This window comes from Rhizobium sp. R634 (assembly GCF_002211305.1).
In the GTDB taxonomy this organism is placed as follows: Bacteria; Pseudomonadota; Alphaproteobacteria; order Rhizobiales; family Rhizobiaceae; genus Rhizobium.
Map to the genome: position 1 here is coordinate 183,839 of NZ_LOKW01000023.1, position 26,237 is coordinate 210,075.

The following is a 26,237-nucleotide window of genomic DNA, read 5'->3' on the forward strand; positions in this document are numbered from 1 at the left end:
ATGACGATGCGCAAGTCCCTACAGATGATCGCCCTTGCCACTGCCCTCGGCGGCAGCGCTGCCTATGCGCCTAGCGCCTTCGCGGTGGATGTCGATAAACAGATCAAGGATATTGAAAGTCACCCGGCAAGCGGGCCCAACGGCGAAAAAGCGACCCTCGCGAGCGACCTGAAGCTATCCGCCGAAGAGATCGAAAAGATCAAGGCGAAGCATGCCAAAGCGGCCATTGTGATGCACTACACGGCGTCTGACTGGGCCAAGGCCCAGATGGCCGGGCAAAAGAAGGCCCTGGAAGAGCTCGGCGTCGAAATTGTTGCGACGACTGACGCTGGATATCGCGCGGAGCAGCAAGTTTCAGACATCGAAAGCGTCATGGCGCTCAAACCTGACGTCATGATCACCGTTCCCGCCGAGCAGTCGGCCACGGCCGCAGCATACAAGAAAGCTGCTGCCGCTGGCATTAAGATCATCTTCCTTGACCAGACCGGCGCCGGGATGAAGGCTGGCAAAGACTATGTGAGCCTCGTCTCTTCCGACAACCGCGGGATGGGAAAGGTCGCCGCACTGCTCATGGCCAAGGCGCTCGACGGCAAGGGCGAAATCGGTCTCATCCCGCATGCGTCCGACCTTTTTGCCACCAAAGAACGCGTGGTCGGCTTCAAGGAAGCGATCAAGGATTATCCGGATATCAAGGTCGTCCAGGAGACCGGTGTCGGAGGCCCTGATTTCTCAAGCGAATCCGAGCGCGTCGCCTCCGCAATGCTGACGGCCCACCCCAACCTCAATGGCATCTGGGCCGTGTGGGACGTTCCAACAGAAGGCGTCCTGTCAGCGGCGCGCGCAGCGGGCGCGTCCAAGAGCCTCGTCATCACCACTTGCGACCTTGGCGTCAACATCTCGATCGACATGGCTAAGAAGGGTTACGTCAAGGGAACCGGATCCCAGCGTCCGTACGGCGCCGGTTATGCCGAGGGCATCCTTGCCGGATACGCCCTACTCGGAAAGGACGCACCTCCCTACGTCGTGCTCCCGGCCCTTGCGGTGACCCGCGATAACCTGATCGAGGCGTGGCCGCAGTCGAACGGCGACCAGGCACCGAAGATTCTCACCGACGCAATGAACTAACGGTGCGCGGGAGCGGCTCCGGCCGCTCCCCGTCCCCAGCGGCGGACAACGACCATGAACACTCAAGCAGTCACCGAAACCCTCGCCGCCGTCAGGATGCGCGACGTGAGGAAATCGTTTGGCGGCGTGCACGCATTGCGCGGTGTCAGCCTGACGATCCAGCCCGGGACAATCCATGCGCTGGTCGGCGAAAATGGCGCCGGCAAGTCTACGCTGTTGAAGATCCTGCAGGGCGTGGTCACACCCACGGAGGGATCCATCGAGGTTTTTGGCGAACACATGTCGTCAAGCTCTCCGGAGAATTCCCGCAGGCTCGGCATTGAGATGATCTTCCAGGACCTCAGCCTGATCCCCACCCTCACGGTCGCCCAGAACATTTTCCTCAACCGGGAGCCCCGCCGCCTGTCGATCTTGGTCGACGAGCGCAGGGAAATCGCCCAGGCAGCCGAGATCATCGGCCAACTCAACCTCAGGGTTGATCCGAGGACGCCTGTTTTTGAACTCAGCCCCGGCCAGGCCCAGCTGACCGAGATCGCCAAGGCCATCCACCAGGACGCCAGGATCCTTATCCTTGATGAACCAACCTCGTCGCTGAGCGCACAGGAAGCCGACACTCTGTTCGGCATGTTGAAGAAGCTCACTGCGGCGGGAACAGCCGTGATCTACGTTTCCCATCGCATGACCGAGATCATGACGATCGCTGACGAGATTACAATTCTGCGTGACGGTCAGAACGTGACCTCCGGGAAGACATCCGAATTCACGCTCGACTCGATCGTGCAGCACATGGTCGGCAAGCGTGTCACCGGTTTCCAATACCAGGCGCGCGCCATTGATCGCAGCGGCAAACCCGCGCTGAGCGTACGTGGCCTTTCGGGCCCTTCGGGAAAACCCAGCGATGTCAGCTTCGACGTCCACAGGGGCGAGATTGTGGGAATAGCAGGCCTCATGGGCGCTGGCCGGAGCGAGCTTGCCCGCCTTCTTTTCGGCGTCGATAAGAAAACTGCGGGAACCGTAGAACTCGGCGACACTGCCGTTGAGTTCAAGTCACCTTCGGATGCGATCAAGGCTGGCATTGTGCTTGTTCCGGAGAGCCGCCACGAGGAAGGTCTGGTTGTCGAGCACAGCGTCGGCGACAATCTTGGACTGCCGCAGATCGGTCAGCTCGTCCGCGGTCCCTTCATCGACCGTCGACGCGAGGGAACACTGACCTCCGATCTCATCAAGCAACTGAGGATCAAGACGCCGTCCGCTGACAACAAGGTCAGGAACCTTTCTGGCGGCAACCAGCAGAAGATCGTTATTGCCAAATGGCTAGCGATTGATCCTTCGGTTGTCATTCTCGACGAACCGACGGCAGGCGTAGACATCGGTTCAAAGGCCGAGATCGTAGAGCTCATTCGGAGCGTCGCCTCCTCCGGAAAGTCCGTCATCGTCATCTCGTCGGAACCAGCCGAGCTTCTGGCAACGAGCGACCGCATCCTGGTCATGAACAACGGACGTCTCGCGCGCGAAATCGAGCGCGACGAAATCGAAAGCTGGGCCACGATTGCCGGCGACGAAACTCAATCTCCGCTGATCCGCACCGAACTCGGTCTGCAGGTCGCGATTCAGAAGGCAACCCAAAATGTCCACTGAAGCCAAGACATTGAACACAGAGACGGATGCAACCCACATGCGGCCGTGGCACAGCAACTGGCGCGACTACGTCGTCTACATCGGCTTCGTCGTCATCTTCATCGTCTTCGCGATCTTGCTGCAGGATCGCGGATTCCTATCTTCAAACAACCTGCTCAACATCCTGCGACAGACTGCGATCGTCGCCATCGTTTCCATGGCAATGTCGTTCGTACTCTCGGCGGGCGAGATCGACCTCTCGGTCGGAGCCATTGCCGGACTGTCGTCGGTGGTCGCTGGCCTGGTGCTGAGCAAGTACGGTCTATTCCCCGGCATTCTCGCGGGCTTGATCCTCGGGCTGCTGGTAGGCGCCATAAACGGCGGCCTGACTGCCTATCTCAACATCCCGTCGTTCTTGGTGACGCTCGGCATGATGGGGATCGCGCGAGGGGTCGGAATGTGGGTAAGCGGCACTTCGCCTGTTCCAATTATCAACGATACGTTCATTTTCGTCTTTGGTTCCGGTAACATCGGCCCTGTTCCTGTCCTCGTTGTCTGGGTCGCCGTTCTGGGCACGATCGCCCATATCGCGCTTCGAAAGACACCGTTCGGCCGCAAGGTCATGTCGTCAGGCGGAAACTCGGTCGCAGCTCGCTACAGCGGCGTCGATGTCCGGAAAATCAAGTTCCAGGTGCTGCTACTGACGGGGATGGCCGCTGCGATCGCTGGCATGCTCTATGCTGGACGCCTGCAGTCTGGACGCTTCCAGCTTGGCGAAGGCGATGAGCTGTCTGTCATTGCAGCCGTGGTTCTCGGCGGTACCAGCCTATTCGGCGGACGCGGCACCGTGATCGGTTCCATCGTCGGTGCCCTGCTCATCGGTGTCATCAACAACGGTCTTATTCTTGGCGGCCTCGACTACAGCCAGCAGCTCATCGCGCGCGGAATGCTCATCATCCTAGCTGTGGCGGTCGGCCGAAGCCGCTAACCTGGAAGGTTCTACGGAGGTATTACGATATGAGAGTTTTAGTAACAGGCGGCAGCGGCAAACTGGGTAGAGCCACGATCAAGCATCTGGTTGAGAGCGGCCACGACGTCATCAACGCGGATGCGATCGCTCCGCCAGAAAACCTCTGCCCCTTCGTCAAGGTCGATTTCGAGGATATGCGCGCCACGATCGAGGCGATCAGTGGCTTTGATTGGGACCACAATCGCAACACTGAAGCCGTCGTCCATCTGGCCGCTGTGCCTATGCCGGGGCGCGTTGCTCCTGCGGATGTTTTCCGGGTCAACACCATCTCGACGTTCAATGTTTTCGAGTCATGCCGCTTGCTTGGCATCAAGAACATCGTGTGGGCGTCCAGCGAGACCCTGCTCGGCATTCCTTACGAGATCAAGCCTGACTACCTGCCGGCGGACGAGAATTATCAGTCGCGCCCGGAAACCTCCTATTCCCTCTCGAAGCATCTCGGCGAGGAGATGGCAAAGCAGTATTGCCGCTGGGACAGCGAGCTCAAGATCGTTTGCCTACGCTTCTCCAACGTTATGGACGAGAGCGAGTATGCGGACTTCCCGGCCTTCGAGCAGAACCCGGGCAGCAGACGCTTCAACCTTTGGACCTATATCGACGCCCGCGACGGGGCACAGGCGATCCGTCGCTCGCTCGAGTGGAGCGGCAAAGGTGCCGAGGTGTTCATCATCGCAAACGACGATGGGGTCATGACCACCTCCAACGAGGAACTCGTCAGGAGGTGGTATCCGGGGGTCCCGTTCAAAAAGCAGATCGGGAAGAACGAAACCTTGCTGTCCATCGACAAAGCAAAGAGCGTTCTCGGATACCAGCCTGAACATAGCTGGCGAAAATATGTAGGCTCCTGAGAAGTCAGCCAGCTTGAAGGGAAAGAAAATGCCGACCAGGAAACAGACAGCACCGGTCTCAGAGATCAAAGAGGACGCCTTCGCGAAAACAATGACCGCGACAGCGCACCTTCGGTTGCGCCAGCTCATCCTGGATAACAAGTGGGCGCCCGGTTACCAGGCGACCGAACAGGAAGTCGCGTCCCAGTTGGGGATGAGCCGGACGCCCGTAAGGGAGGCGCTCATGCGCCTCCAGCAGGACGGACTTGTCTCGGTGATCCCGAGGCACGGAATGCGGGTGCTGCCGATTTCTATTTCTGACATGAAGGAAATTTACGAAATCCTGACGTCGCTGGAGAGTACGGCTGCAGAGCTTGCCGCCAGCCGCCAGCTTTCCGAGGATCAACTCCGGGGTCTCGAGAAGGCGACAGCCGATATGGACCATGCGCTTTCGCAAGATAATTTGGAGCGCTGGGCGCAGGCGGACGCGAGATTTCATGAGCAACTGCTCGAACTTGGCGGCAACCAGATGCTCAAGTCGGTCGTCCTCAATTTCATCGACCGCGCACATCGCGTCAGGATGGTGACGCTGAAGATGCGTCCCAAGCCGGTTAACTCAACCCGCGAACATGCGGAACTCGTGCAAGCAATCCGCGAAGGCGACCGCGAAAAAGCAAGAAACATTCACAAGGCGCACCGCGAGCGGGCAGGCAAGGAACTGCTCGACCTTCTCGAGCGCCTCGGCCTCAACCACCTCTAGGACAGGTTTCAAATGTTATCGTTGAACAACACTCTCAAGATCGCAGTCCTTCCCGGCGACGGGATCGGCAGGGAAGTCATGCCTGCCTGCCTGGAATTGATCGACGCCGCCGTCAGCCAGGCGGGCGCGCCACCGCTCGTGTTCGAGACGCATCAGGCCGGTGCCCAGCACTACGCGGAGACCGGCGAGGCCCTGCCCGCCGCCGCGCTCGAGGCCTGCCAGACATCCGACGCAATCCTCTTCGGCGCGATGGGCTGGCCCGACATCCGCTTCCCGGACGGGACGGAAATCATTCCGCAGCTCGACCTGCGCATGGAGTTCGGCCTGTTTGCAGGTGTCCGTCCGATCCGGTGGTTTCCCGGCCTTCCGAAAGTGCTGTCCGATCCTCGCGCCGAAGGAATCGACTTCGTGTTGGTCCGCGAGCAGACAGAAGGACTGTTTTATGCGCGTGGCCGTGGCGAAGTGCTAAACGACCAAGAGGCCTACGACACGATGCAGATCACGCGGGCCGGCACCGAGCGCGTTACCGAATTCGCTTTCCAGCTGGCCGCCCAGCGCAAACGTCGCGGCAAGGCCGGCACGGTGACCTGCGTCGACAAGGCGAATGTCTTCAGTTCGATGGCTTTCTTCCGGAAGGTTTTCGATGAGATCGCCGCCAAGCACCCCGAGTTGCAGAAGGACTATGCCTATGTCGACGCGCTGGCGCTCAACATGGTGAAGAAGCCTTGGACGCTTGACGTGCTGGTGACCGAGAACATGTTTGGCGACATCCTTTCCGACCTTGCGGCCGGTCTGATCGGCGGCATGGGTATGGCCCCTTCGGCGGACATCGGCGATACGCACGGCCTCTTCCAGCCGGCACACGGGACCGCTCCCGATATCGCGGGCAAGGGCGTCGCCAATCCGGGCGCAATGTTCCTGTCGGGAGCGATGATGCTCGACTGGCTGGCGGTGAAGCACGGGGATCAGCGGCTTGCTGACGCCGCCGGGCTGATCGAGGCCGCGGTCGAGCACACCTTGTCGACCAAGATCGCGGTTCCAATGGAGTATGGCGGAAGCGCCAATTGCGCGGAGATGACGCGCAGCGTGATCGGCGCTCTGGGTGCCGTCCGCAAGGAGGTCGCATGAGTTCGGCATCCACAGGCTTTGTCGTGGTCGTAGAGTTCGTCGTGCGAAACCAGTTCGCCGATAATTTCGATGCGGCGATAATTGAGAATGCGGCGACGTCGCTGCGCGACGAACCGAACTGCGAAGTGTTCGATGTCTGCCGCGATCCTGAGCGGCCCGAGCGAATCTACCTCTATGAAGTCTATGGCTCAAGAGCCGATTTCGACTTCCACCTGAAGACGCCGCACTTCACGAGCTTTGATGCGATGGTTCGAGATTGGGTGGCCGAAAAGCGAGTGGAAACGTTCGAGCGTATTTCGTCCCACAAGCAGGAGGGCGCGAGATGACCAGCAGCGTCAAGGCGATTGTCTTCGACACGTTCGGCACTGTCGTCGACTGGCGGGGTTCGATCATCCGCGATCTCACCGCCTGGGGCGCGGCGGAGGGCCTGCAGATCGACTGGACCGGTCTCGTCGACCGCTGGCGAGACCATTACAATCCCCAGAAAGCGCGGGTGCGCAGCGGCGAGTTGCCGTGGACGAACCTGGACGAACTTCACTTCGATGCCTTGAAGGCAGTGTTCGCAGAGATGGGGCTGGCCGAACTAGACCACGACCGGATGATGCACGTCAACAAGGTCTGGCATCGCCTGGACGGCTGGCCCGACACATCGCGCGGGCTACACCGGCTGAAGTCGAAGTTTATCATCGGCCCTCTGTCCAACGCCAATGTCGCGATTCTCGTCAATATGGCAAAGCATGCCGACTTGCCGTGGGACAACGTGTTCTCCTGCGAGCTTTTCCAGCACTACAAGCCCGATCCTGAGACCTACCTCGGGGTCTGCAAACTCCTTTATCTGGAGCCCGGGGCCGTCATGATGTGCGCTGCCCACAACTACGATCTTGCCGCCGCGCGCAGCCTTGGCCTTAAAACCGCATTCATCGCACGACCCACCGAATACGGCGAGGGCCAGACGACCGACCTCACAGCCGAGCAGCGCTGGGATTACGTCGCCGACGATCTCGAAGACCTCGCCCGACAACTCGGATGCTAGAAGAGAGAAAGACAATGCAGACATACATGATGTTCATCGACGGCAAGTGGGAAGACGCTGCCAACGGAGATACGTTCGAGACGAAGAACCCTTTCAACGGGCAGACCTGGGCTGCTATTCCGAAGGGCGGCAGGGAAGATGCGGAACGAGCAGTCGAGGCTGCGCACCGCGCCTTCACGAGCGGTCCGTGGCCGAAGCTCACCGCGAGCGCCCGCGGACACCTTCTTCGGCGTCTTGGTGACCTGATCGCCGAGAATGCGGAGCATCTCGCGACGATCGAGGTTACGGACAACGGCAAGCTCATCAACGAGATGCTGTTTCAGCTCAAATACATCCCGCAGTGGTACTACTACTTCGGCGGGCTGGCGGACAAGATCGAAGGAGCGGTCATCCCGATCGATAAGGCGGACACCTTCAACTTCACTCGTAATGAGCCGCTCGGCGTCTGCGTCGGGATTACGCCGTGGAACTCCCCTCTCCTGCTGCTCGCCTACAAGCTGGCACCGGCACTCGCCGCAGGGAACACATTCGTGGCAAAGCCCTCGGAGTTCACGTCTGCTTCGACCCTTGAGTTCGCAAAGCTCGTCGAGCAGGCTGGCTTTCCCGCGGGCGTCTTCAACGTCGTCACGGGGTTCGGCGCAGATGTCGGCGAGACGCTGACGACCCACAGGTACGTCGCCAAGATCGCTTTCACGGGAAGTGAAGGCACCGGGCGCAAGATCGGCGAGCTTGCAGCGCGCAACTTCAAGAAGGTTACGCTTGAACTCGGCGGCAAGAGCCCGCACATCGTCTTCGACGATGCGGAGATCGACAATGCCGTCAACGGGGTGATCTCCGGCATCTTCGCTGCCACCGGACAGACATGTATTGCGGGCTCACGATTGCTCGTGCAGCGAAAGATCCACGACCAGTTTCTCGAGAAGATCGTCAACCTCGCAAAAACGGCGAGAATGGGCGATCCGCTCTTGACGTCGACGCAGGTTGGCCCCGTGACGACGCCGCCGCAACTCGAGAAGATCCTCGGCTATATCAACATCGCAAAAGGCGAAGGCGCCGAATGCGTTCTCGGTGGGGGGCGGCCGGACAATGCCGAGCTCTCCAGGGGCTGGTTCGTCGAACCTACGATTTTCTCCGGGGTCCGAAACGACATGCGCATCGCGCAGGAGGAGGTCTTCGGCCCGGTTCTGGCGGTCATCCCCTTCGACAGCGATGAGGAAGCCGTGCATATTGCCAATGACACCAATTACGGGCTGGCCGCGGGCTTCTGGACCCAGGACATGCGTCGTATCCTGAAGGTTTCGGCCGCCATCCAGGCTGGCACCATCTGGGTCAATACCTACCGCGTCATCAGCTATATGTCGCCGCTTGGAGGCTACAAGCACTCCGGCATCGGTCGCGAGAATGGCATCGCCTCGATCCAGAACTACATGCAGACGAAGAGCGTGATGATCTCGACCGCTGAAGACGTCGCCAACCCCTTCATCATGAGGTGATCCATGGTGGCCGCCGGAAAGTTGCTGGTCGGCTGCGCGGCCGACGATTTCACGGGAGCGACTGACGTCGCGAACATCTTCGCGCGCGCCGGCCTCAAAACGACGGTGCTGATCGGCGTTCCTGAAGACGACAGAGACATTGACGCCGACGTAATCGTTGTCGCCCTCAAGACTCGAACGGCACCTCCGCAAATGGCGGTCGAGGAGTCCTTGGCCGCACTGCGATGGCTGCGTGGCCGTGGCGCGCAGAAGTACTACTTCAAGTACTGCTCGACGTTCGATTCCACGGCGAAGGGCAACATCGGCCCGGTCGCCGACGCGATGCTTGCGGAGCTCGGCCAATCCATAACGATCGCCTGCCCCGCCTTCCCTGCCAACGGCCGGACGGTTTACAAGGGCAACCTGTTCGTCGGCGACGTGCCGCTGGACGAGTCCGGCATGCGCAATCATCCGTTGACGCCGATGACAGACGCGAACCTGCTGCGGGTGCTCGGGGCGCAGTCGCGGGCCGAAATCACCGGATGCTATTACGAGACGGTGAAGCAAGGGGCGTCCGCCATCGCCGAATGGGCCGCCCCCATCCACGGCGACGGCACGCGTATTGTCGTCATCGACGCCCTGGCTGACGAGGACCTTGTCGAGATTGCCCAGGCATTCAAGGATTTCGTGCTGTTCACCGGTGCGTCGGGCCTGGCATATGGGCTGGCTCGTGTTCTTCTTGCCGGCGGGAACAGCCGCGACGCTGCCGTTACGACTGACTTGGACGAAGGCTACAGAGCCGTCGTCTCCGGTAGCTGCTCGGTCGCAACCAACGGACAGGTAGAGGCGATGCTCGCAGACCACGAGGGTTTCCGCGTCGACCTCTCGAAGCTGGCGGACGGCGGCGATGTCGTCGGCGAGGCCGTCGAGTGGGCCTCGTCCCGTCTGAGCCGCAAGCCTGTTCTCATCTATGCGACGGCTCTGCCCGACGAGGTGAAGGAAAACCAACGCAAGCTGGGCGCCGCGCAGTCCGGCGAGATGGTCGAGGCCGCCCTCTCCTCAATCGCGCGAAGGCTCGTCGAGAAGGGTGTGAGCGATCTCATCGTCGCTGGCGGCGAGACGTCGGGAGCGGTGGTGAAGTCGCTAGGCGTCGACCAGCTCTCGATTGGCAACGAAATCGCCCCCGGAGTGCCGTGGGTACACGCAACGAGCCAGGGGCGATCTCTGTCGCTCGCGTTGAAGTCCGGCAACTTCGGCGAACGAGACTTCTTCATGAACGCTTGGGACCGGCTCCGATGATATGCTCCATATCCGAAGAGACGAAGGTCCGCGACGAGATGGTCGAGGTCGGCCGCTCGCTCTTCGACCGCGGGCTGACCGCAGGATCGACCGGCAACATCAGCGTCCGTCTGTCGGACGGTCGCATTCTGATGACGCCCACCAACGCTTCGCTGGGCGTGCTCGATCCAGCACGGCTGTCCTGCTTTTCGGCGGAAGGCGTGCATGTCGGAGGTGACAAGCCCACCAAGGAGGCGTTCCTCCACAAGTGCATGTATTGCGGTAAGGACAATCGCCGAGCCGTCGTCCACCTGCATTCAACCTATTCGGTTGCCGTCAGCTTGCTGAAGCAGGTCAACGAGCGCGACGTTCTGCCGCCCCTGACCGCCTACTATGTCATGCGTATCGGTTTCCTGCCGCTCGTGCCGTATTTTCCTCCCGGAGACGAAGCGCTGGCGGCGGCGGTGGGAGCCGCCGCCGCGAACCATCATGCGGTGTTGATGGCAAACCATGGACCTGTCGTCGCGGGCAAGTCCCTAAAGGACGCCCAGTACGCGACAGAGGAGTTGGAGGAAACGGCGAAGCTCTTCTTGCTCTTGCAGAACCACGAGGTCCGGCCGCTCACCGCCGAGGAAAGGGCCACCTTGATCAATCTCTCGAGGTGACAAGAGCGCGTTACGAACCAGGAGGAACCCAGCGGGTCTGGGTGCCGTAACCTGCACTCTCGTTCGTGCCATTGAGCGGCCCGTCAAAGGAGAAATGCCATGAAACTTCTGGTCACTGGAAGCAGCGGACGAATCGAGCGCGCGGCGATTGAACGCCTTCTCGAAGAGGGGCACGAGGTCATCGGAATCGACGAGGTGCCGTCATCCGACATGAGGTGCCCGTTCGCGCGCGTCGATATGCGGGACTATGGCCAGGTCCTTGATGCGGTCGCCGATATCGAATCCGGGATTGATGGCATCGTCCATCTTGCTGCGATAGTAGGCGCGAAAGTCGCTGCGAGCACGCACATATTTCACACCAATACCGCCATCAGCTACAATGTTTTCCAAGCGGCAAAGATCGCGGGCATAAAGAACATTGTTTTTGCGAGCAGTGAGACCTTGCTGGGCGTCCCGTTTGACGATCCACCTGCCTATTTTCCGGCCGATGACAAGCTGACCTCGAAGCCTGAGAGTAGCTACGCGCTTTCCAAACTTGTAGACGAATCCGTCGCAGCCGAGTTCTGCCGCTGGGATCCTGCGCTCAAAATGATCGGCCTGCGGTTTTCTTGGGTAAAAGAGCCCCACCAATATGATGCAATGAAAGCTTGCGAAGATAATCCCGGCTTTCAAAAATGGAACCTGTGGTCCTATGTTGACAGCCGGACTGTGCCCAGGCCATTTCGCTTGCGCTCAACGCAAGCCTCAATGGTTTTCATCACCTCGCGATAGCAGCAGATGATACCGTGTTGGCGCGGCCCACACGTGCCCTTATGGCTGCTTATTATCCCAATGTACCGCTACAAGGACAACTTGCTGAACATGGCAGTCTTGTCTCAAGCCAAATGGCCCGAGACGTTCTAGGTTATCGCCCGAAGTACAGCTGGCGTGACATACCAGCGGGGGTCTCCTAGCTTCTTAAGCTGCTGTGACCTTTCAAAAGAAGGTCGAACGCGGATCAGCAAATTTATCATATCCGGGCGGGCTTCCAAGTTGCTTGCATTCGCTTCATAAGGTTCGCCGCGGTTTGCACTTCTGAAAATGGGGAACATAGACGTGATTTCGAAGGGTGCGGAAGAAGCAGCGTCGGCAACGGCGTCTCCTTGTGTACAGATCTCTCGTCCAACTGCTTTCAAACAGCAGACGGCAGACTTCAACTCCGAGCTTCACGCTCGACCGTCGATCTATTTCAACGGTCCGGCAATTGTTGAGCACGTTGCTTTCATGCCCAGAGACGGTGTGATCAAGGAGTTCCACGACAGTCTCAAAGCTGATGGCACGATTTCGGTTAGAGTCGAAAGGCACACTGAATTCGTGACGGTTACGCGCGTCCGGAAACTTGACAGCGAGCCAGGGGGCTGGCCGGAATCTGACCTCCTTGAAAGTGACTTTGCCGAGCTCGCAGATTGAACTCACCGCTGCTCGTTTGTCACGTCAGTATCCTTGTCCTCGGGAACCCTCCTGACAAGCTGGGACCGGTGCTGGAAACCTTCGACTTCGGTGATACCGCCGCCTCATTGATCGGTGGGGGCGCGGCGCAGGTTTGCTCCGATTTTCGTGTTCGAGGGGACAATTCAAGTAGAATTATCCTGTTCAACAAGGATCTAAACGCACACCGCCTGGGGCGCATGGTACGCCGCATCTTCGAGATCGAAACCTACAGATCCATGGCGCTTCTCGGATTGCCGGAAGCGCGTCGTCTCGCCCCGCTTCTCGGCGGATATGACACGGAGCTGGTTCAGCTGACCAATCGCAATCTTCGTACGCCCGCACATCAGCACAAGCAATTGCTCGAGGAGATTACCGCTCTCTCATCCCATGTCATCTCGGCCACCGCCGAGACCAGAAACAGGTTCGGCGCAACCGCAGCCTACGCCAAGATCGTTGAGGAGAGGATCGCGCTTTTACGGGAAACGCACGTCGTCGGCTTTCAACGCTTCGGTACCTTCGTGGAGCGGCGGTTCAAGCCAGCGGTGCGTACCTGCGAAGCGACCGCCTTGAGGCTTGAGCAACTATCGAGGGCTGCGATGCACTTGCTCGACTTGTTGCAAACCCGAATTCAGGTCGAGATCGAATTCCAGAACGCGACACAGATCCAGGCCATGGCTGATCGCGCCGCGACGCAGGTCAAGATCCAGCGCGCGGTCGAAGGCTTTTCGATCATTGCAATCAGCTACTATTTGTTGAGCTTGCTGAAGTTCGTGTATGAAACGGCAGACCACGCTGGGTTCCATTTCGATCCAATGATCATGCTCGTCGCTGTTCCGGTCGTTGTGGGATCTGTTGTGATCACCATTCTGCGCGTCAAGCATGCGCTGAAAGCAGAGAGCTAGCGGCGGCGCAACCTCGCCTCAACAAGCTCGATCAATCAAGCAGCTCTTGAGTATCTCCACGAGGCGGTTCAGCGGAGGCGGTCATCTCTTCTTCAGGTAATGGCTCGCTGGGGGACTGCGTTTTGAATCTAAGATTGGCAGACATTCTCGCCGCCACGACGTCTGCGACAATCGACAATGCCAGAGAAGACGCACTTTTAGCTTTGCCGAAAATTCCGATCGGAGCTTTGATCCGGTCGACATCGGCCTCGCTATAGCCGTCGTCGGCCAGAGCCTTGATCCGCCTACCGTGTGTGCGCAAACTTCCCAAAGCTCCGATATAAAAGGCCCGGCTGTCGAGCACGAGCCGCAAGTGCGGTATCTCCCGGTCAAGGTCGTGATAGAGCAATGCGACCGCGGTAAATGGATCGATCAACGACTCTAAAGAACTGGCCGTCATCTGTCCGTCGACGAGATGAATGTCGATGTGGGCGGCGCGCGCGACGTCTGCCGTTGCCGTCGCTTCGATCGAACGGCCAAAAACGAGCAATCTGGTGGTCGGTTGGTAGGCGATGACGAAATCTTCCCCATTCCACTGCGACACACCACGGAACCGACGGTCGACGGATAGTCTCTCGGAGGCGGGACTATATCTGAGAGCTATTCCACGCCTTAGCTCGAGTTCGCCGATCACCTCCTCCAATTCTTTGCCGCTCTGCAGCCGGTGGATAGCGAGATTGATCCCTCCTCCGCACGAAAGAACAATATCAAAAAACCGCGACCCTTCGCCGAGCCGCAGGAAGCGATCATGCCCGTTTTGCAAGGCCTCCAATGCTTCTGCTGCAACGGCGTTCTCTGTACAACCGCCAGAAACGAAGCCGCAATAGAGTCCATCTGCCCTGACGACCATTTGAGAGCCGAGCGGGCGTGCCGAGCCGCCGTGGATCTCGACCAAGGTTACCAGGGCGGTCGCTATGCCCGCGTCGACCGAGGCGCGAGCATAACGCAAAATTTCAAGAGGCTCGTCTGTCGAGAGGCCTATCGCGGGGACGACAGGGTCCGTCATCTGGTCCCGCGCCGCCATGGCTTCCTCCAGCGATAGGTCACATTTCTCTCCTAACGAGACGCTCACCCGCCTATGGTCGAAGCGATGGCGGCAGCGACCGTCTCGACGTCCTGCCTTGCGTCGATCCGGCGCAGAAGTCCGCGTTGCTCGTAAAATGGTGACAACTGCGCCGTTGCGCTGATAAACTCCTCTACCCTTCGCTTTAACACTTCCGGATTGTCATCCGAGCGGCTGCTTCCTCCAGCCTCCCGTGACTGCTCCGCCCGCGTCCTGATGCGAGCTTCAAGCAGCTCGAGAGGAATATCAAAGAGCATCACGTGATCCAGTGGCAGATTTTTCTCGGCAAGATGTGCCTCTAGTGCGCCTGCTTGTGCGACCGTGCGCGGAAAACCATCGAGGATGTAGCCAGCCCGGCCGGCGGCATTTTCAAGGCCTTCTTCCACGAGACTTATGACGACCTCGTCCGGCACCAGCCTGCCCGAATCGACGGCGGCTTTCGCCTGAACGCCGAGTGCGCTTTGTGCCTTGATCGCGTCGCGAAGCAGATCACCGGTCGAGATATGCAACAAGCCTCGCTCCCGTATAAGCCGTTCCGCCTGCGTCCCTTTCCCAGCGCCGGGCGGGCCAATGAAAACAAGTCTCGTCATTCCTCAGACTCCCATGCACAGATATTTGATCTCAAGATAGTCATCCATTCCGTACTTGGACCCCTCGCGACCATTTCCGCTTTCCTTCACGCCACCGAACGGCGCGACCTCGGTCGAGATCAGTCCTTCGTTGATGCCGATGATGCCGGCCTCAAGCGCCTCGGCGACTCGCCAAATCCTGGAAATGTCACGGCCGTAAAAATAGGCGGCAAGTCCGAATTGCGTTTTGTTGGCAAGCTCAATTGCTTCGCTTTCTGTTTCAAACCGGAAAATCGGCGCGACCGGCCCGAAAATCTCCTCGCCGAAGATCTGGGATTTCGACGAGACGTCGGCGATCACTGTCGGCTGATAGAAGCTGTGGCCGAGCGCATGCCGGCCGCCGCCCGCCACCACTCTGCCGCCGTGGCTGATGGCGTCCGAAACAAGCTCCTCGACCTTTGCGACCGCCTTCTCGTCGATCAGCGGGCCGATCTGTACACCGGACGCAAATCCATCCCCGACGCTCAATTGGGATACGGCGTCCGATAATCGGGCTACGAAAGTGTCGTATATGCCGCTCTGGACGAGAAAACGGTTGGCGCAGACACAAGTCTGGCCGGCATTGCGGTATTTCGAGGCGATCGCGCCTTTGACGGCGGCCCCCACGTCGGCGTCGTCGAAGACGATGAAGGGCGCGTTTCCACCAAGCTCCATCGAGGTCCTCTTCACGGTTGCCGCGCACTGGACCATCAGGACCTTGCCGATTTCCGTCGAACCGGTGAAGCTGAGCTTGCGAACGGCTGGATTGGACGTCAGTTCGGCGCCGATGTCACCGGCCGACCCCGTCACGCAGGAAAGCACGCCCTTCGGCACGCCTGCACGCTCCGCCAGAACGCAGAGAGCAAGCGCCGAAAGCGGCGTCTGGCTGGCCGGCTTGATGATCATGGTGCAGCCTGCAGCCAGACCTGGCCCGACTTTCCGGGTGATCATCGCTGCCGGGAAATTCCAGGGTGTGATCGCTGCGCAAACTCCGATCGGCTGCTTGATGACGACAATGCGCTTGTCGGGCGTCGGAGCCGGAATGGTGTCGCCGTAGACACGCTTGGCCTCTTCGCCGAACCATTCAATGTAGGACGCCGCATAGGCGATCTCGCCCCTGGCCTCAAAAAGCGGCTTGCCCTGCTCGGCCGTCATGATGGCGGCAAGGTCGTCCTGGTTCTCGATCAGAAGATCGAACCATTTCCGCAGGATGGCAGCACGTTGCTTTCCGGAAAGCTCCCTCCAACCGGACTGTGCTTGTTCGGCGCTCTCGATGGCCCGCCGCGTTTCACCGGCCCCCATTCGGGGAACGCTTGCAACGACGGAACCGTCAGCAGGATTGGTGACATCAATCACCCGGCCGTCGTCGGCGTCGCGCCATTCTCCGCCGATGAAGCACTGCCTGCGCAGCAGCAATGGATCCTTGAGGGTGGGAACTGCCATGGGGTTATCCTTGTTTGAACTTAATCATGCTTCGACCAGAAGCGGCTCAAGCAGCGCTCTGGCCTTGTCGCCGAACGGCACCGGTCGGCGCGACAGGCGATCAACGTTGACATGGATGAAAAAACCTTCGGCTGCGGCCCCGCCTTCATCGTTACGGAACAGGCCGATCTCGTAGCGAACCGACGAACTGCCTAGCCTCGCCACCCGAATGCCTGCCGTCACCTGATCGGGAAAGGTCATTTCGGCATGGTAGCGGCAGCCCGTCTCCACGACGAGAAACACCTCGGTGCCAGCCTTGATGTCGAGCACGCCGTTTTCGATGAGAAAGGCATTCACCGCGGTATCGAAGAGCGTGTAATGCACCACGTTGTTCATGTGCCCGTAGGTGTCGTTGTCCGACCAGCGTAGGCCGGTCGTGCGGAACACCTTGTAGGCAGAGCGTCGTGAGGGAGTTTCGCGCTTCGCCATTACCAGGCCGCCCTGTATATCGAGAGCGCATCCCTTTCGCTCACCTCGCGGGGGTTGTTGACGAGGAGGCGCGTCTGCTTCATGGCGTCGCGCGCCATGACCGCAAGATGCTCCTCGCCGATGCCGACGTCGCGAAGCCGTGACTGAAGCCCGAGCTTTTCCGACAGTCCGGCAAGCCGCTCGATGAAGGCGGCGCAGCGCCCCTCATCCTCCCGTTCTGACACAAGATCCGGAAATGCATCGGCGGCGATTTCCGCGTAAACCGATGCGGCATCAGGTGCGTTGAACCGCAGAACATGCGGAAGAACCAGCGCGTTGGATAGGCCATGGGGGATATGGAAGGTCCCACCGATCGGATAAGCCAGCGCATGTACGGCGGCGACGGGGGAGTTCGCGAAGGCCTGCCCGGCAAGCATCGAGCCAAGCAGCATCGCACCGCGCGCGGCGCGGTCTTGACCGTCGGACACGGCCTTCTCGATATTCGCGCCCAGCAGCTGAAGCGCCTGGCGCGCCAGCATCTTGGACAGCGGATTGTTGTTGGCGCTTTTCGAGGCATAGGATTCGATCGCATGCACCATGGCGTCGATGCCGGTAGCCGCCGTGATATCGGCGGGAAGGCCGATCGTCAGATCAGCATCGAGGATCGCGATATCGGGCAGGATGATCGGCGACGATACGCCGCGCTTCTCGTCCCCGCCGACGGTGATGATCGAAACCGACGTGACCTCGGATCCGGTCCCGGCAGTGGTCGGCACAAGCACCAGCGGCAGGCGAGGCCCCTTGGCGTTGCCGACACCCCAGGCCTCGTCGATATCCTCGCCCGATCCGCAGAGAAGAGCCACGATCTTGGCAACGTCGAGCGAAGACCCGCCGCCGAAACCGATGATGCCGGTAACACCCGCTGGCCTCGCCATGTCCGATGCCGCCATCACGGTCGCAAGAGACGGATCGGCTTCGACGCTGTCGAACACGGTCACCTCGATACCCGACCCTGAAAGCGAGGCCAGAGCCGGATCGCAAAGCCCTAGCCTGCGCAGACCAGCGTCGGTCACGAACAGGATGCGCTCGCCCAGCTTCTTCTTGACGATGTCGCCGATCCCGGCGGCCGCACCCGGCCGGAAAACGATCTGCGGGGTCGTGGTGAATATGAAAGGGTTCATGCAATTCTCCTCTGTCACTTCCCTCACGCGGCAGGCAGGCTGTCGCGCAGCTTCACGCGCAGGATCTTGCCGGATCCTGTTCGCGGTATTTCGTCGACGATGTAGATGCGATCAGGAACCTTGTAGGCAGACAGGCGCTTCTTGCAGTGGGTAAGGAGGGCTGCCTGATCGAAAGCCTCGGCATCCTTAAGAACGACACAGGCCACCGGAACCTCGCCCAGCATCGTATGCGGCATGCCGATGACGGCGCAGTCTATGACGGCTTGATCAAGCAGGATCGTCTCCTCGACCTCGGTTGGCGCGATGTTCTGCCCGCCGCGAATGATTAACTCCTTCAGGCGGCCGGTGATCGTCAGGAAACCGTTCGCATCGGCCTTGGCGAGATCGCCTGTGCGATACCAGCCATCGACGACGGCTTTCTGGGTCTCCTGTGGTTTGTTGTGATAGCCCTGCATCAGGTTCGGCCCCTTGCAGATCAGCTCGCCTTCGCTGCCGACCGGAACGTCGAGGCCGGTTTTAGGATCTACCAGCCGGACTGTGACGCCGGGAAGCGGCAGGCCGCAGGAACCTGACACGCGCCAGCGGCCGGGCCAGTTCATTGTCACCATCGTGGAAGTCTCGGTAATGCCGTAACCGTCGAGCAGCGCGACCCCGAAGAATTCCTCGAAGTCGTTGTTCAGCGTGCCGGGAAGGATGGCACCCGCCGACACGCAAAGCCTCACCGACGACAGCAGTTTCTCGCCGTTTGTTTGGCATGCGGAGAGGAAATAGTGAAAGACGGTCGGCACGCCGGGCATGAACGTGAAGCGTCCCGACCGTAGCAGTTCGGTTGCCTGCGTAGTCGAGAATTTCTCCATGATGTATTCGCTGGCGCCAAGCGCGATGATGGAGAGGACCGCGATGTTGAGCGCATAGGAATGATAGAGCGGGAGCGTGTTGAGGACGACGTCGTTCTCGTCCATCCCCGCGATCGGCGCCCAGCAGGCGGCCGTCACCCACAACATGGATCGTGTCGAGAGAAGCACGCCCTTGGGCTGCCCGGTCGTTCCCGACGTGTAGACGATATAGGCCGGCCGATCGACATCGCGGTCGTCCTCGAAACCGGACGACTGCGGCCGCTCCACCCCTAAAAATCCGGAGGCCGGGTCCGCATCGATCACGAGGACAGGCCTGTCTAGCCGCGACAAGACCGCGTCTGCCATCGTCCGTTTCTCCGGCAGGGCAACCAGCACCGCGCATCCGGCGTCGGTGATACGGTATGCGAGCTCGGCTTCGGTGGAATCAATGCTTATCGGGACGCAGATGCCGCCTGCGCGCACGACGGCGAGGCAGGCGACCACCCAGTTGACGGAATTCGGCAGGAATATTGCGACGGCCTGCCCCTGCCGAAGTCCACGAGCGACGAGGTGGGAAGCCAGGGCTTCAGTCTCCGCATCGAGCTGCGGATAGGAAACCGAACGCATCCTGTCCTCGAACGCCATTTTTTCAGGATAAAGGCGCGCATTTCGCCGAAGGATTTCGCCGACGGGCGCGATCAAATCGTAACGTATCATCTTGGCTCCTCCCAATCCTCCCGTTAGACCATGCAAAAGCCGCCGTTGACACTGATCACCTGGCCCGTCACCCAGGACGATGTCTCCGAAGCGAGGAAGGTGACCATTGGGGCGATATCGTCGGGCCTGCCGATACGGCGCAACGGGTAGGCCTTGACGATCTTCTCCCGGTTCTTCTCGAGGAATTCCGGGTCCGAATGGGAGGTCTCGATCAGGCCGAGCGAGACCGTGTTGACGGTGACGTTGTTGCGGCCAAATTCCCGGGCAAGCGACTTGCCGAGCGCGATTGTACCGCCGCGCGCCGCGGCGGCAAGTGCAAGGTTGGCTTCGCCGATGCGTGAGCTGTCGCCTACGAGATTGATGATGCGGCCGGAGTTCTGCGCGATCATCAGCGGCGCCACCTCATGGCAACAATTGATCGCGCCGTAGAGACACACGTCGATCTGCTGCTTCCAGTCTTGCGGGGTCGAGTCAACGAACCGCTGGTACTTCACGTAACCGGCATTGTTGACGAGAATGTCGACCGTGCCAAAGTCCGCCGTGACGGCGGCGATCATCGCCTTGACCTGGGCATTGTCGCTGACGTCAGCCTGGTAGGCTTTCGCCTTTCCGCCGCCCGCCTCGATGGATGTGACAACGGCCTCAGCTTCATCCCTGGAACGGCTGTAGTTCACCGCGACGACGGCGCCTTCGGCAGCGAGAGCGCGTGCGATATCGCCTCCGACATCCCGGCCACCGCCCGTGACCAACGCCACCTTGCCCTTGAGATTGGTCTCCATTGCATTGTCTCCTTGATACTTGAATTGCTGCCTTCGCAGCGAATTGGTGAATGAGGCCGAAAACCGTTATCGGCCCAGAAACCGCGGCGAGCGCTTCTCGCCGAACGCCTTGCGTCCTTCGGCGTAGTCGTGACTTGAACTCGCCTTGTCGATCAGTGTTTCCGCCTCGACAAGGTCGAGATCCCCCCGGGCACAGCCGTTGAGGATGAACTTGGCACCCCTGATCGTCAGGGGAGCGTTGGATGCCATGGCATTGGCGCGTTCCAGAGCAGCCGCGTGCGCATCCGATGCAAGCTCGTCGATGAAACCGGTGGCAAGCGCGTCGCGCGCAGTGAATCGACTTGCCGAGTAAAGAATTCGTTTTGCCTCGCTGACGCCGACGAGCGAAAACAGTTTGCGGGTCGCGGAGACGCCATAGACGATCGACAGGCGGGCGGCGGGAATGCCGAAGGTGGCACTCTCTTCCGCGATCCGAAAATCGCAGGACATGGCAAGATGAGCAGCACCACCCAGGCAATAACCGCGCACAACCGCAACCGTGGGCTTGGAGACCTCGTAGATGGCGTCACCCGCCGCATCGACGGCGACCTCGTAGCGTGTGCTTTCCTCCACTCCCCCCCGGACCGTCTCGAATTCGCTGATATCAGCGCCGGCAGAAAAATCGCTTCCCGCACCCATCAACAGAATAGCGCGAATATCCGTATCACCGTCGAACTGACGAAATAGCTCCGCAAGCTCGCACCACATCGAATAGGTCACAGCGTTGCGCTGCATGGGCCGATTCAGTGTGACGGTGGCTATACCGTCGGATTTCTCCACCAGAATATCACTCATTTCTGCTCTTCTCTTCCCTGCTGACCCCGGACTAGTGGCCCATGCGATCGCGGTGGGAGTGCCCGGCGCAAGAAAGCCGGGTACTCCATTTCGTTCACTTCTTGACCAGAGGGCATTGGCTCTCGGAAAGCGGGCGGAACGCCTTGTCGCCGGGAATGGTCGTGACAAGCTTCAACAGGTCCCATTCGCTCTTGGATTCGGCCGGCGTCTTTACCTGGTAAACGTACATGTCATGCACCATCCGGCCGTCCTCGCGGATCTTGCCGCCCTTTGCGAAGAAGTCGTTGATCGGCGTCTCCTTCATACTAGCCATAACCTTCTTGGTGTCCGTCGTGCCGGCGGCCTTGACGGCCTGCAGGTAGTGCATGGTCGAGGAGTAGTCTCCTGCGTCGCCCATATGCGGCGGACGACCGACGCGCGCCTCGAACTTCTTGGCGAAAGCCCGGGTCTCGTCGTCGCGATCCCAGTAGAAGGCATTCGTCAGGATCATGCCCTGCGCCGTTTCGAGCCCGAGGGAATGGACGTCCGTATCCCAGACAAGCAGGCCGGCAACCGTCTTGCCCGACGAGGCAAGCCCGAATTCGGCGGCGGATTTGACCGCATTCACGAAGGTCGTACCGGAACCGGCCATAGCGACGACATCGGCAGGCGATGCCTGCGCCTGCAGCATGAAGGCACTGTGGTCGGCAGTCTCGATCGGATAGCGGACGGCGCCGGAAACGGTTCCCCCGTTTGCCTTGACGATCTGGGTTGCATCCGCCTCGAGCGCATGGCCGAAGGCGTAGTCGGCAGTCAGGAAGTACCAGTTCTTCTTGCCTTCCCGGATCAGTTCGTTGGCGGTGCCGTTGGCGAGCGCATAAGTATCATATGAGTAGTGGATGCTGTTCGGCGTGCAGCCGTCGTTCGTCAGGCGTGACGAACCGGAGCCGTTGACGATGGCGATCTTGTCCTCGTCCTTGGCAACCTGCGTGACAGCCAGAGCTATGCCCGAATTGATCAGGTTGTTGATCATCGTCACGCCCTGCGAGCCATACCATTCGCGGGCCGTGGCCACCGCCACCTCCGGCTTATTCTGATGGTCCGCGACGACGACTTCCAGCGGACGGTCGAGGACCTTGCCACCAAAATCCTCGACCGCCATCTTGACGGCGGCAATCGCCCCCTCGCCGGCCTCGTGCGAGAACTGGCCGCTAACGTCGGTCAGGACGCCGATCCGGATCGGCCCTGAATCCTGGGCCTGGACCTGTACGCACATAGCGCCGATAGCCCCGGCGCAAGACAGCAAAATTCGTAGACGTTTCAACATTCCATCCTCCCAGATCCGGCGCTGCAGCTCCTCCGCGAGCGCCAACAATAAACTTGCTCTATCATACTTACTGTAAGCCAGACGCCGATATATGATGCGCCATTGTGGGCTTCGAGGAGTAAGATAGACAGAATTTTCACAGTTGTGCAAGCTTGCATTATTAGACTTTGTGTGTTTTTCTAAAACTGCCTTTCGCGAGGAGAGGTGCGTGGCAGTCATCGTCTGACGCCACTGGAGGAAATCGAGCAGATAGGGAGGATCCGTGCCGGAGAACGCACCCATAATCGAGGCGCGCAATTTGACGCGCTCGTTCGGCGGCTTCGTCGCCGTGAACAACGTCGATATCCGGATCTGGCCGGGACAGATCCACGCGCTGATCGGCCCCAACGGCGCCGGGAAGAGCACGCTGTTCAACTTGTTGACCAAGTTTCTTTCCCCGAGTTCGGGGCAAATTTTCTTCAAGGGCCGCGACATTACTGACATGGCGCCTGCCGACATCGCGCGGCTTGGCCTCGTTCGCTCGTTCCAGATCTCGTCGGTGTTTCCGCACCTGAGCGCGCACGAAAATGTGCGGGTGGCGCTTCAGGCCCGCGAGCGTGAGACTTTCTCATTCTGGAAGTCCAACCGGTGTCTGAAGCGCTTCGACGAGGAGGCGCTCTCCCTTCTCGAAAGCGTCGGTCTTGCCGAGAAGGCGCGAACGAAGGCGAGCGAATTGTCCTACGGACGCAAGCGCGCCCTTGAACTGGCAACCACACTCGCGCTGGAACCGGAAGTTTTGCTGCTCGACGAACCGATGGCCGGCATGGGCACGGAAGACATTGGCAAAACGGCATCGCTGATCCGACGCGTCGGCAAAAGCCGTACCGTACTGATGGTCGAGCACAACCTCGGCGTCGTCGCGGATCTATCCGACACGATCACGGTGCTCCGCCGTGGTGAGGTGATTGCGGAGGGAACCTATTCAGAGGTTTCGACCAACGCCGAAGTTCGCAAAGCCTATATGGGAGGCGCCCATGGCTGATCCTGCACTCTTGAACGTCAGCAATCTCGAAGCCTGGTATGGCGAGAGTCATGTTCTGCACGGCGTTAACTTCAATGTCAGAAGAGGCGAAGTCGTCACTCTGATCGGCCGCAATGGTGCCGGCAAGACGACTACGCTGCGAAGCCTGATCGGCGTTGTCGGCAAACGGACCGGCGCGAGCACCTATAAGGGCACCGACCTCCTGAAGGTAGCGGCCCACAAAGTCGCTCGTCTTGGCATCGGCTACGTGCCGGAGGAACGCGGAATCTTCTCGAGATTAAACGTCATCGAAAACCTCATGTTTCCGCCCGCCTGGCAATCGGGCGGTATGAGCGTGGAGGAGATCTACACCCTCTTTCCGAATCTGAAGGGGCGCGACAACACGCCCGGAACGCGTCTTTCAGGCGGCGAGCAGCAGATGCTGGCGATCGGCCGAATTTTGCGCACCGGAGCCGATTTCATCCTTCTCGACGAACCGACGGAAGGCATTGCCCCCGTGATCATCGAGGAGATCGGCGCCGCGTTGCGCATTCTCAAGGACCGCGGCATGACGATCATTCTGGTCGAACAGAATCTGCGCTTCGCAGCATCGGTTGCCGATCGCCACTTCGTGCTCGATCAGGGCAAGGTCGTCGACGAAATCTCCAATAGCGCGCTTGACGCCAACATGGACCGGCTCAACCGGTATCTCGGGGTTTGACGGTGACACGCTTCATTCAACAGGTAAAATCCGATGACTGATTTTCTCGGGGTGCCGCTGCCCGTCCTTCTCGGCCAATTGCTGCTTGGCTTGATCAACGGCTCGTTCTACGCGCTATTGAGCCTCGGTCTCGCGATCATTTTCGGCATGCTCAACGTGATCAACTTTGCACACGGTGCGTTCTATATGCTTGGCGGCTTCGCTGCCTGGTATCTTTTTTCCCGCCTGGGGCTTGGATATTGGGGGACTCTGATTGCCGCTCCGATCGTGGTCGGGATTTTCGGCGTCGGCGTCGAACGACTGTTGCTGAAGCGGCTCTATCGGATGGATCACCTCTACAGCCTTCTCCTCACCTTCGGCATCGCGCTGATGCTGGAAGGGCTGTTCCGCCATGTTTTCGGCGCGGCGGGCAAGCCCTATCCCGTCCCTGCGGCGTTGACCGGCGGCATCAATCTCGGCTTCATGTTTCTCCCGATGTATCGCGCATGGGTCATCGTGGTTTCGCTTGTCATCTGCATCCTGACATGGCTTGCCATCGAGCGCACGAAGCTCGGCGCCTACCTGCGGGCTGCCACCGAGAACCCGGCCCTGGTTCAAGCTTTCGGGATCAACGTGCCCCTGATGCTCACCCTGACCTACGCCTTCTGCGTCGGCCTTGCCGGCTTTGCGGGCGCCCTTGCAGCGCCGCTTTATCAGGTAAGCCCCGGTATGGGTTCAAGCATCATCATCGTTGTCTTCGCCGTGGTCGTCATAGGTGGCATGGGATCGATCGGTGGCGCTATCGTGACGGCCCTCGGCCTCGGCATCATCGAGGGCCTCACCAAGACCTTCTATCCCGCAGCATCCTCGATCGCGGTCTTCGTGGTCATGGTGCTGGTAATTCTCATCCGGCCGGCAGGCCTGTTTAGTCGCGAGGCGTGACGATGAACGGCACCACTATGTCCAGTCCCGCTGCCGCACGCGGATTTGCTAGACCAACATGTTTTCTCGTCTTGGTCGCGGTCGCTGCGATCCTGCTTATCGCCCCGCTGGTGACGTATCCGCTATTCCTGATCAAGATTCTGTGCTTCGTGCTTTTCGCAGCGGCATTCAATCTGGCGCTCGGCTACGCAGGTTTACTCTCCTTTGGCCACGCGGCATTTTTCGGCGGCGGCGCCTATATCGCGGCTCACGCCGCAAAAGTCTGGCACTTGCCCTTCGAACTGGCCGTGCTTTCCGGAACCGCATTTGCGGCCGTGCTTGGCCTCGTGTTCGGCGCGCTGTCCATCCGGCGGCACGGGATCTATTTTGCAATGATTACGCTGGCCCTTGCACAACTCGTCTATTTCATGGCCGTGCAGATGCCGTTTACCGGCGGAGAGGACGGCATTCAGGCTGTGCCACGCGGCAACCTGCTCGGCATGATCGACTTGCGAAACATCACGGCCATGTACTACACCGTGCTCGGCGGTACGGTCATCGGCCTCGTGATCATCTGGCGGGCGGTCAATTCGCCCTTCGGCCACACCCTTTCAGCAATCCGCGAAAACGAAACCCGCGTGACTTCGCTCGGCCTCAAGCCAGATCGTTACAAGCTCATCGCGTTTACCTTGTCTGCTGCGCTGTCGGGCCTTGCCGGGTCGATGAAGGCGATCGCTTTCCAGCTTGCCTCTTTGGTTGATGTCACCTGGCACATGTCTGGCGAAGTCATTCTGATGACGCTGCTTGGGGGCATGGGAACGCTGATCGGTCCGATCGTGGGTTCGACCCTGGTCGTGGGCCTGGAGCACTTCTTGTCGACCAGCGGCCTGCCTATCACCTTCATCATCGGCCTGTTTTTCGTGATCTGCGTAATGATGTTCAGGCGTGGCGTTTTTGGCGAGCTCAAGCTCTTCCTCGAGCGCCGGAGCCAGTGATACATGAAGTCTTCTTGTGCAAGTTAAATGAAAAAGCCGGAACGATAGTTCCGGCTTTTTG

General features: G+C 59.8%; 25 protein-coding genes and 1 pseudogene. 17 read left to right on the forward strand and 9 right to left on the reverse strand.

Translation table 11 applies throughout. The features are described 5' to 3' along the window. The first annotated feature begins 24 nt into the window (after positions 1 to 24). From ATY77_RS18850 to ATY77_RS18910, 13 genes and pseudogenes are all read left to right on the forward strand, one after another. On the forward strand, positions 25 to 1,125 hold the full coding sequence (locus tag ATY77_RS18850) for a substrate-binding domain-containing protein (protein WP_245314369.1): 1,101 nt from the start codon (positions 25 to 27) through the stop codon (positions 1,123 to 1,125). A 54-nt stretch (positions 1,126 to 1,179) separates the two neighbouring features. Next, positions 1,180 to 2,763 carry a sugar ABC transporter ATP-binding protein gene (locus tag ATY77_RS18855; RefSeq protein ID WP_013984663.1) on the forward strand — a complete coding sequence of 528 codons (1,584 nt, stop codon included), beginning with the start codon at positions 1,180 to 1,182 and terminating at the stop codon, positions 2,761 to 2,763. Further along, entirely contained in the window at positions 2,753 to 3,730 is a 978-nt protein-coding gene (locus ATY77_RS18860) for an ABC transporter permease (RefSeq protein WP_088688536.1), read from the forward strand. Before ATY77_RS18855 ends, ATY77_RS18860 begins: the two co-directional genes overlap by 11 nt. Before the next feature lie 29 nt (positions 3,731 to 3,759). Then, positions 3,760 to 4,620, forward strand: coding sequence for an NAD(P)-dependent oxidoreductase (locus ATY77_RS18865; RefSeq protein ID WP_088688537.1), 861 nt, complete (start codon positions 3,760 to 3,762; stop codon positions 4,618 to 4,620). 13 nt (positions 4,621 to 4,633) lie between these two features. After that, positions 4,634 to 5,359, forward strand: a complete 726-nt coding sequence (locus ATY77_RS18870; RefSeq protein ID WP_245314370.1) for a GntR family transcriptional regulator — start codon at positions 4,634 to 4,636, stop codon at positions 5,357 to 5,359. A 12-nt stretch (positions 5,360 to 5,371) separates the two neighbouring features. Beyond that, on the forward strand, positions 5,372 to 6,487 hold the full coding sequence (locus ATY77_RS18875) for an isocitrate/isopropylmalate dehydrogenase family protein (protein ID WP_088688538.1): 1,116 nt from the start codon (positions 5,372 to 5,374) through the stop codon (positions 6,485 to 6,487). Then, on the forward strand, positions 6,484 to 6,813 hold the full coding sequence (locus ATY77_RS18880; protein WP_088688539.1) for an antibiotic biosynthesis monooxygenase: 330 nt from the start codon (positions 6,484 to 6,486) through the stop codon (positions 6,811 to 6,813). Before ATY77_RS18875 ends, ATY77_RS18880 begins: the two co-directional genes overlap by 4 nt. Then, positions 6,810 to 7,520, forward strand: a complete 711-nt coding sequence (locus ATY77_RS18885; protein ID WP_004129810.1) for a haloacid dehalogenase type II — start codon at positions 6,810 to 6,812, stop codon at positions 7,518 to 7,520. Before ATY77_RS18880 ends, ATY77_RS18885 begins: the two co-directional genes overlap by 4 nt. A gap of 14 nt (positions 7,521 to 7,534) precedes the next feature. Next, positions 7,535 to 9,013, forward strand: coding sequence for an aldehyde dehydrogenase (locus tag ATY77_RS18890; protein ID WP_088688540.1), 1,479 nt, complete (start codon positions 7,535 to 7,537; stop codon positions 9,011 to 9,013). Positions 9,014 to 9,016: 3 nt separating this feature from the next. Beyond that, positions 9,017 to 10,291, forward strand: coding sequence for a 3-oxo-tetronate kinase (gene otnK, locus ATY77_RS18895; RefSeq protein WP_088688541.1), 1,275 nt, complete (start codon positions 9,017 to 9,019; stop codon positions 10,289 to 10,291). Continuing rightward, entirely contained in the window at positions 10,288 to 10,935 is a 648-nt protein-coding gene (otnC, locus tag ATY77_RS18900) for a 3-oxo-tetronate 4-phosphate decarboxylase (RefSeq protein WP_088688542.1), read from the forward strand. Before otnK ends, otnC begins: the two co-directional genes overlap by 4 nt. A 99-nt stretch (positions 10,936 to 11,034) precedes the next feature. Further along, complete coding sequence (locus tag ATY77_RS18905) at positions 11,035 to 11,706, forward strand: NAD(P)-dependent oxidoreductase (protein ID WP_088688543.1); 672 nt, start codon at positions 11,035 to 11,037, stop codon at positions 11,704 to 11,706. 324 nt (positions 11,707 to 12,030) lie between these two features. Beyond that, a pseudogene (locus tag ATY77_RS18910) lies at positions 12,031 to 13,307 on the forward strand (DUF3422 domain-containing protein). A 31-nt stretch (positions 13,308 to 13,338) separates the two neighbouring features. On the opposite strand, the gene ATY77_RS18915 reads toward ATY77_RS18910, so the two are convergent. The 9 genes from ATY77_RS18915 to ATY77_RS18955 form a co-directional block, all read right to left on the reverse strand. Beyond that, positions 13,339 to 14,370 carry an XdhC family protein gene (locus ATY77_RS18915; RefSeq protein WP_245314371.1) on the reverse strand — a complete coding sequence of 344 codons (1,032 nt, stop codon included), beginning with the start codon at positions 14,368 to 14,370 and terminating at the stop codon, positions 13,339 to 13,341. 44 nt (positions 14,371 to 14,414) lie between these two features. Next, on the reverse strand, positions 14,415 to 14,999 hold the full coding sequence (locus ATY77_RS18920) for an adenylate kinase (protein ID WP_088688544.1): 585 nt from the start codon (positions 14,997 to 14,999) through the stop codon (positions 14,415 to 14,417). Between the two features lie 3 nt (positions 15,000 to 15,002). After that, positions 15,003 to 16,460 (reverse strand): NAD-dependent succinate-semialdehyde dehydrogenase, encoded by a 1,458-nt coding sequence (locus ATY77_RS18925; protein ID WP_088688545.1) that lies wholly within the window; start codon positions 16,458 to 16,460, stop codon positions 15,003 to 15,005. A 24-nt stretch (positions 16,461 to 16,484) separates the two neighbouring features. Next, entirely contained in the window at positions 16,485 to 16,928 is a 444-nt protein-coding gene (locus ATY77_RS18930) for a thioesterase family protein (protein WP_088688546.1), read from the reverse strand. After that, the gene (locus ATY77_RS18935) at positions 16,928 to 18,088 is read right to left on the reverse strand and encodes an iron-containing alcohol dehydrogenase (protein ID WP_088688547.1); all 1,161 of its coding nucleotides are present in this window, start codon (positions 18,086 to 18,088) and stop codon (positions 16,928 to 16,930) included. Before ATY77_RS18935 ends, ATY77_RS18930 begins: the two co-directional genes overlap by 1 nt. A gap of 23 nt (positions 18,089 to 18,111) precedes the next feature. Then, positions 18,112 to 19,641 carry a class I adenylate-forming enzyme family protein gene (locus tag ATY77_RS18940; protein WP_088688548.1) on the reverse strand — a complete coding sequence of 510 codons (1,530 nt, stop codon included), beginning with the start codon at positions 19,639 to 19,641 and terminating at the stop codon, positions 18,112 to 18,114. Between the two features lie 23 nt (positions 19,642 to 19,664). After that, on the reverse strand, positions 19,665 to 20,420 hold the full coding sequence (locus ATY77_RS18945) for an SDR family oxidoreductase (protein WP_088688549.1): 756 nt from the start codon (positions 20,418 to 20,420) through the stop codon (positions 19,665 to 19,667). A 66-nt stretch (positions 20,421 to 20,486) separates the two neighbouring features. Continuing rightward, positions 20,487 to 21,254 carry an enoyl-CoA hydratase-related protein gene (locus tag ATY77_RS18950; protein ID WP_088688550.1) on the reverse strand — a complete coding sequence of 256 codons (768 nt, stop codon included), beginning with the start codon at positions 21,252 to 21,254 and terminating at the stop codon, positions 20,487 to 20,489. Positions 21,255 to 21,348: 94 nt separating this feature from the next. Continuing rightward, positions 21,349 to 22,557: an ABC transporter substrate-binding protein gene (locus tag ATY77_RS18955; protein WP_088688607.1), complete on the reverse strand. Its 1,209-nt coding sequence runs from the start codon at positions 22,555 to 22,557 to the stop codon at positions 21,349 to 21,351. 265 nt (positions 22,558 to 22,822) lie between these two features. Here ATY77_RS18955 and ATY77_RS18960 point away from each other — a divergent pair, with 265 nt between their 5' ends. The 4 genes from ATY77_RS18960 to ATY77_RS18975 are packed head-to-tail and all read left to right on the forward strand — an operon-like array spanning position 22,823 to position 26,176. After that, positions 22,823 to 23,581 (forward strand): ABC transporter ATP-binding protein, encoded by a 759-nt coding sequence (locus tag ATY77_RS18960; RefSeq protein ID WP_088688551.1) that lies wholly within the window; start codon positions 22,823 to 22,825, stop codon positions 23,579 to 23,581. After that, positions 23,574 to 24,281 carry an ABC transporter ATP-binding protein gene (locus ATY77_RS18965; protein WP_190237662.1) on the forward strand — a complete coding sequence of 236 codons (708 nt, stop codon included), beginning with the start codon at positions 23,574 to 23,576 and terminating at the stop codon, positions 24,279 to 24,281. Before ATY77_RS18960 ends, ATY77_RS18965 begins: the two co-directional genes overlap by 8 nt. Positions 24,282 to 24,314: 33 nt before the next feature. Then, on the forward strand, positions 24,315 to 25,202 hold the full coding sequence (locus ATY77_RS18970; protein WP_088688552.1) for a branched-chain amino acid ABC transporter permease: 888 nt from the start codon (positions 24,315 to 24,317) through the stop codon (positions 25,200 to 25,202). A gap of 17 nt (positions 25,203 to 25,219) precedes the next feature. Continuing rightward, a complete protein-coding gene (locus tag ATY77_RS18975; RefSeq protein WP_088688609.1) occupies positions 25,220 to 26,176 on the forward strand; it encodes a branched-chain amino acid ABC transporter permease in 957 nt (318 codons plus the stop codon). The last annotated feature ends 61 nt before the right edge of the window (positions 26,177 to 26,237 follow it).

Coding starts and splice junctions, on each gene's coding strand:
- ATY77_RS18850 (WP_245314369.1), top strand. CDS start 25: ATGATCGCCCTTGCCACTGCCCTCGGCGGCAGCGCTGCCTATGCGCCT.
- ATY77_RS18855 (WP_013984663.1), top strand. CDS start 1,180: ATGAACACTCAAGCAGTCACCGAAACCCTCGCCGCCGTCAGGATGCGC.
- ATY77_RS18860 (WP_088688536.1), top strand. CDS start 2,753: ATGTCCACTGAAGCCAAGACATTGAACACAGAGACGGATGCAACCCAC.
- ATY77_RS18865 (WP_088688537.1), top strand. CDS start 3,760: ATGAGAGTTTTAGTAACAGGCGGCAGCGGCAAACTGGGTAGAGCCACG.
- ATY77_RS18875 (WP_088688538.1), top strand. CDS start 5,372: ATGTTATCGTTGAACAACACTCTCAAGATCGCAGTCCTTCCCGGCGAC.
- ATY77_RS18880 (WP_088688539.1), top strand. CDS start 6,484: ATGAGTTCGGCATCCACAGGCTTTGTCGTGGTCGTAGAGTTCGTCGTG.
- ATY77_RS18885 (WP_004129810.1), top strand. CDS start 6,810: ATGACCAGCAGCGTCAAGGCGATTGTCTTCGACACGTTCGGCACTGTC.
- ATY77_RS18890 (WP_088688540.1), top strand. CDS start 7,535: ATGCAGACATACATGATGTTCATCGACGGCAAGTGGGAAGACGCTGCC.
- otnK (WP_088688541.1), top strand. CDS start 9,017: ATGGTGGCCGCCGGAAAGTTGCTGGTCGGCTGCGCGGCCGACGATTTC.
- otnC (WP_088688542.1), top strand. CDS start 10,288: ATGATATGCTCCATATCCGAAGAGACGAAGGTCCGCGACGAGATGGTC.
- ATY77_RS18905 (WP_088688543.1), top strand. CDS start 11,035: ATGAAACTTCTGGTCACTGGAAGCAGCGGACGAATCGAGCGCGCGGCG.
- ATY77_RS18915 (WP_245314371.1), bottom strand. CDS start 14,370: ATGGCGGCGCGGGACCAGATGACGGACCCTGTCGTCCCCGCGATAGGC.
- ATY77_RS18920 (WP_088688544.1), bottom strand. CDS start 14,999: ATGACGAGACTTGTTTTCATTGGCCCGCCCGGCGCTGGGAAAGGGACG.
- ATY77_RS18925 (WP_088688545.1), bottom strand. CDS start 16,460: ATGGCAGTTCCCACCCTCAAGGATCCATTGCTGCTGCGCAGGCAGTGC.
- ATY77_RS18930 (WP_088688546.1), bottom strand. CDS start 16,928: ATGGCGAAGCGCGAAACTCCCTCACGACGCTCTGCCTACAAGGTGTTC.
- ATY77_RS18935 (WP_088688547.1), bottom strand. CDS start 18,088: ATGAACCCTTTCATATTCACCACGACCCCGCAGATCGTTTTCCGGCCG.
- ATY77_RS18940 (WP_088688548.1), bottom strand. CDS start 19,641: ATGATACGTTACGATTTGATCGCGCCCGTCGGCGAAATCCTTCGGCGA.
- ATY77_RS18945 (WP_088688549.1), bottom strand. CDS start 20,420: ATGGAGACCAATCTCAAGGGCAAGGTGGCGTTGGTCACGGGCGGTGGC.
- ATY77_RS18950 (WP_088688550.1), bottom strand. CDS start 21,254: ATGAGTGATATTCTGGTGGAGAAATCCGACGGTATAGCCACCGTCACA.
- ATY77_RS18965 (WP_190237662.1), top strand. CDS start 23,574: ATGGCTGATCCTGCACTCTTGAACGTCAGCAATCTCGAAGCCTGGTAT.
- ATY77_RS18970 (WP_088688552.1), top strand. CDS start 24,315: ATGACTGATTTTCTCGGGGTGCCGCTGCCCGTCCTTCTCGGCCAATTG.
- ATY77_RS18975 (WP_088688609.1), top strand. CDS start 25,220: ATGTCCAGTCCCGCTGCCGCACGCGGATTTGCTAGACCAACATGTTTT.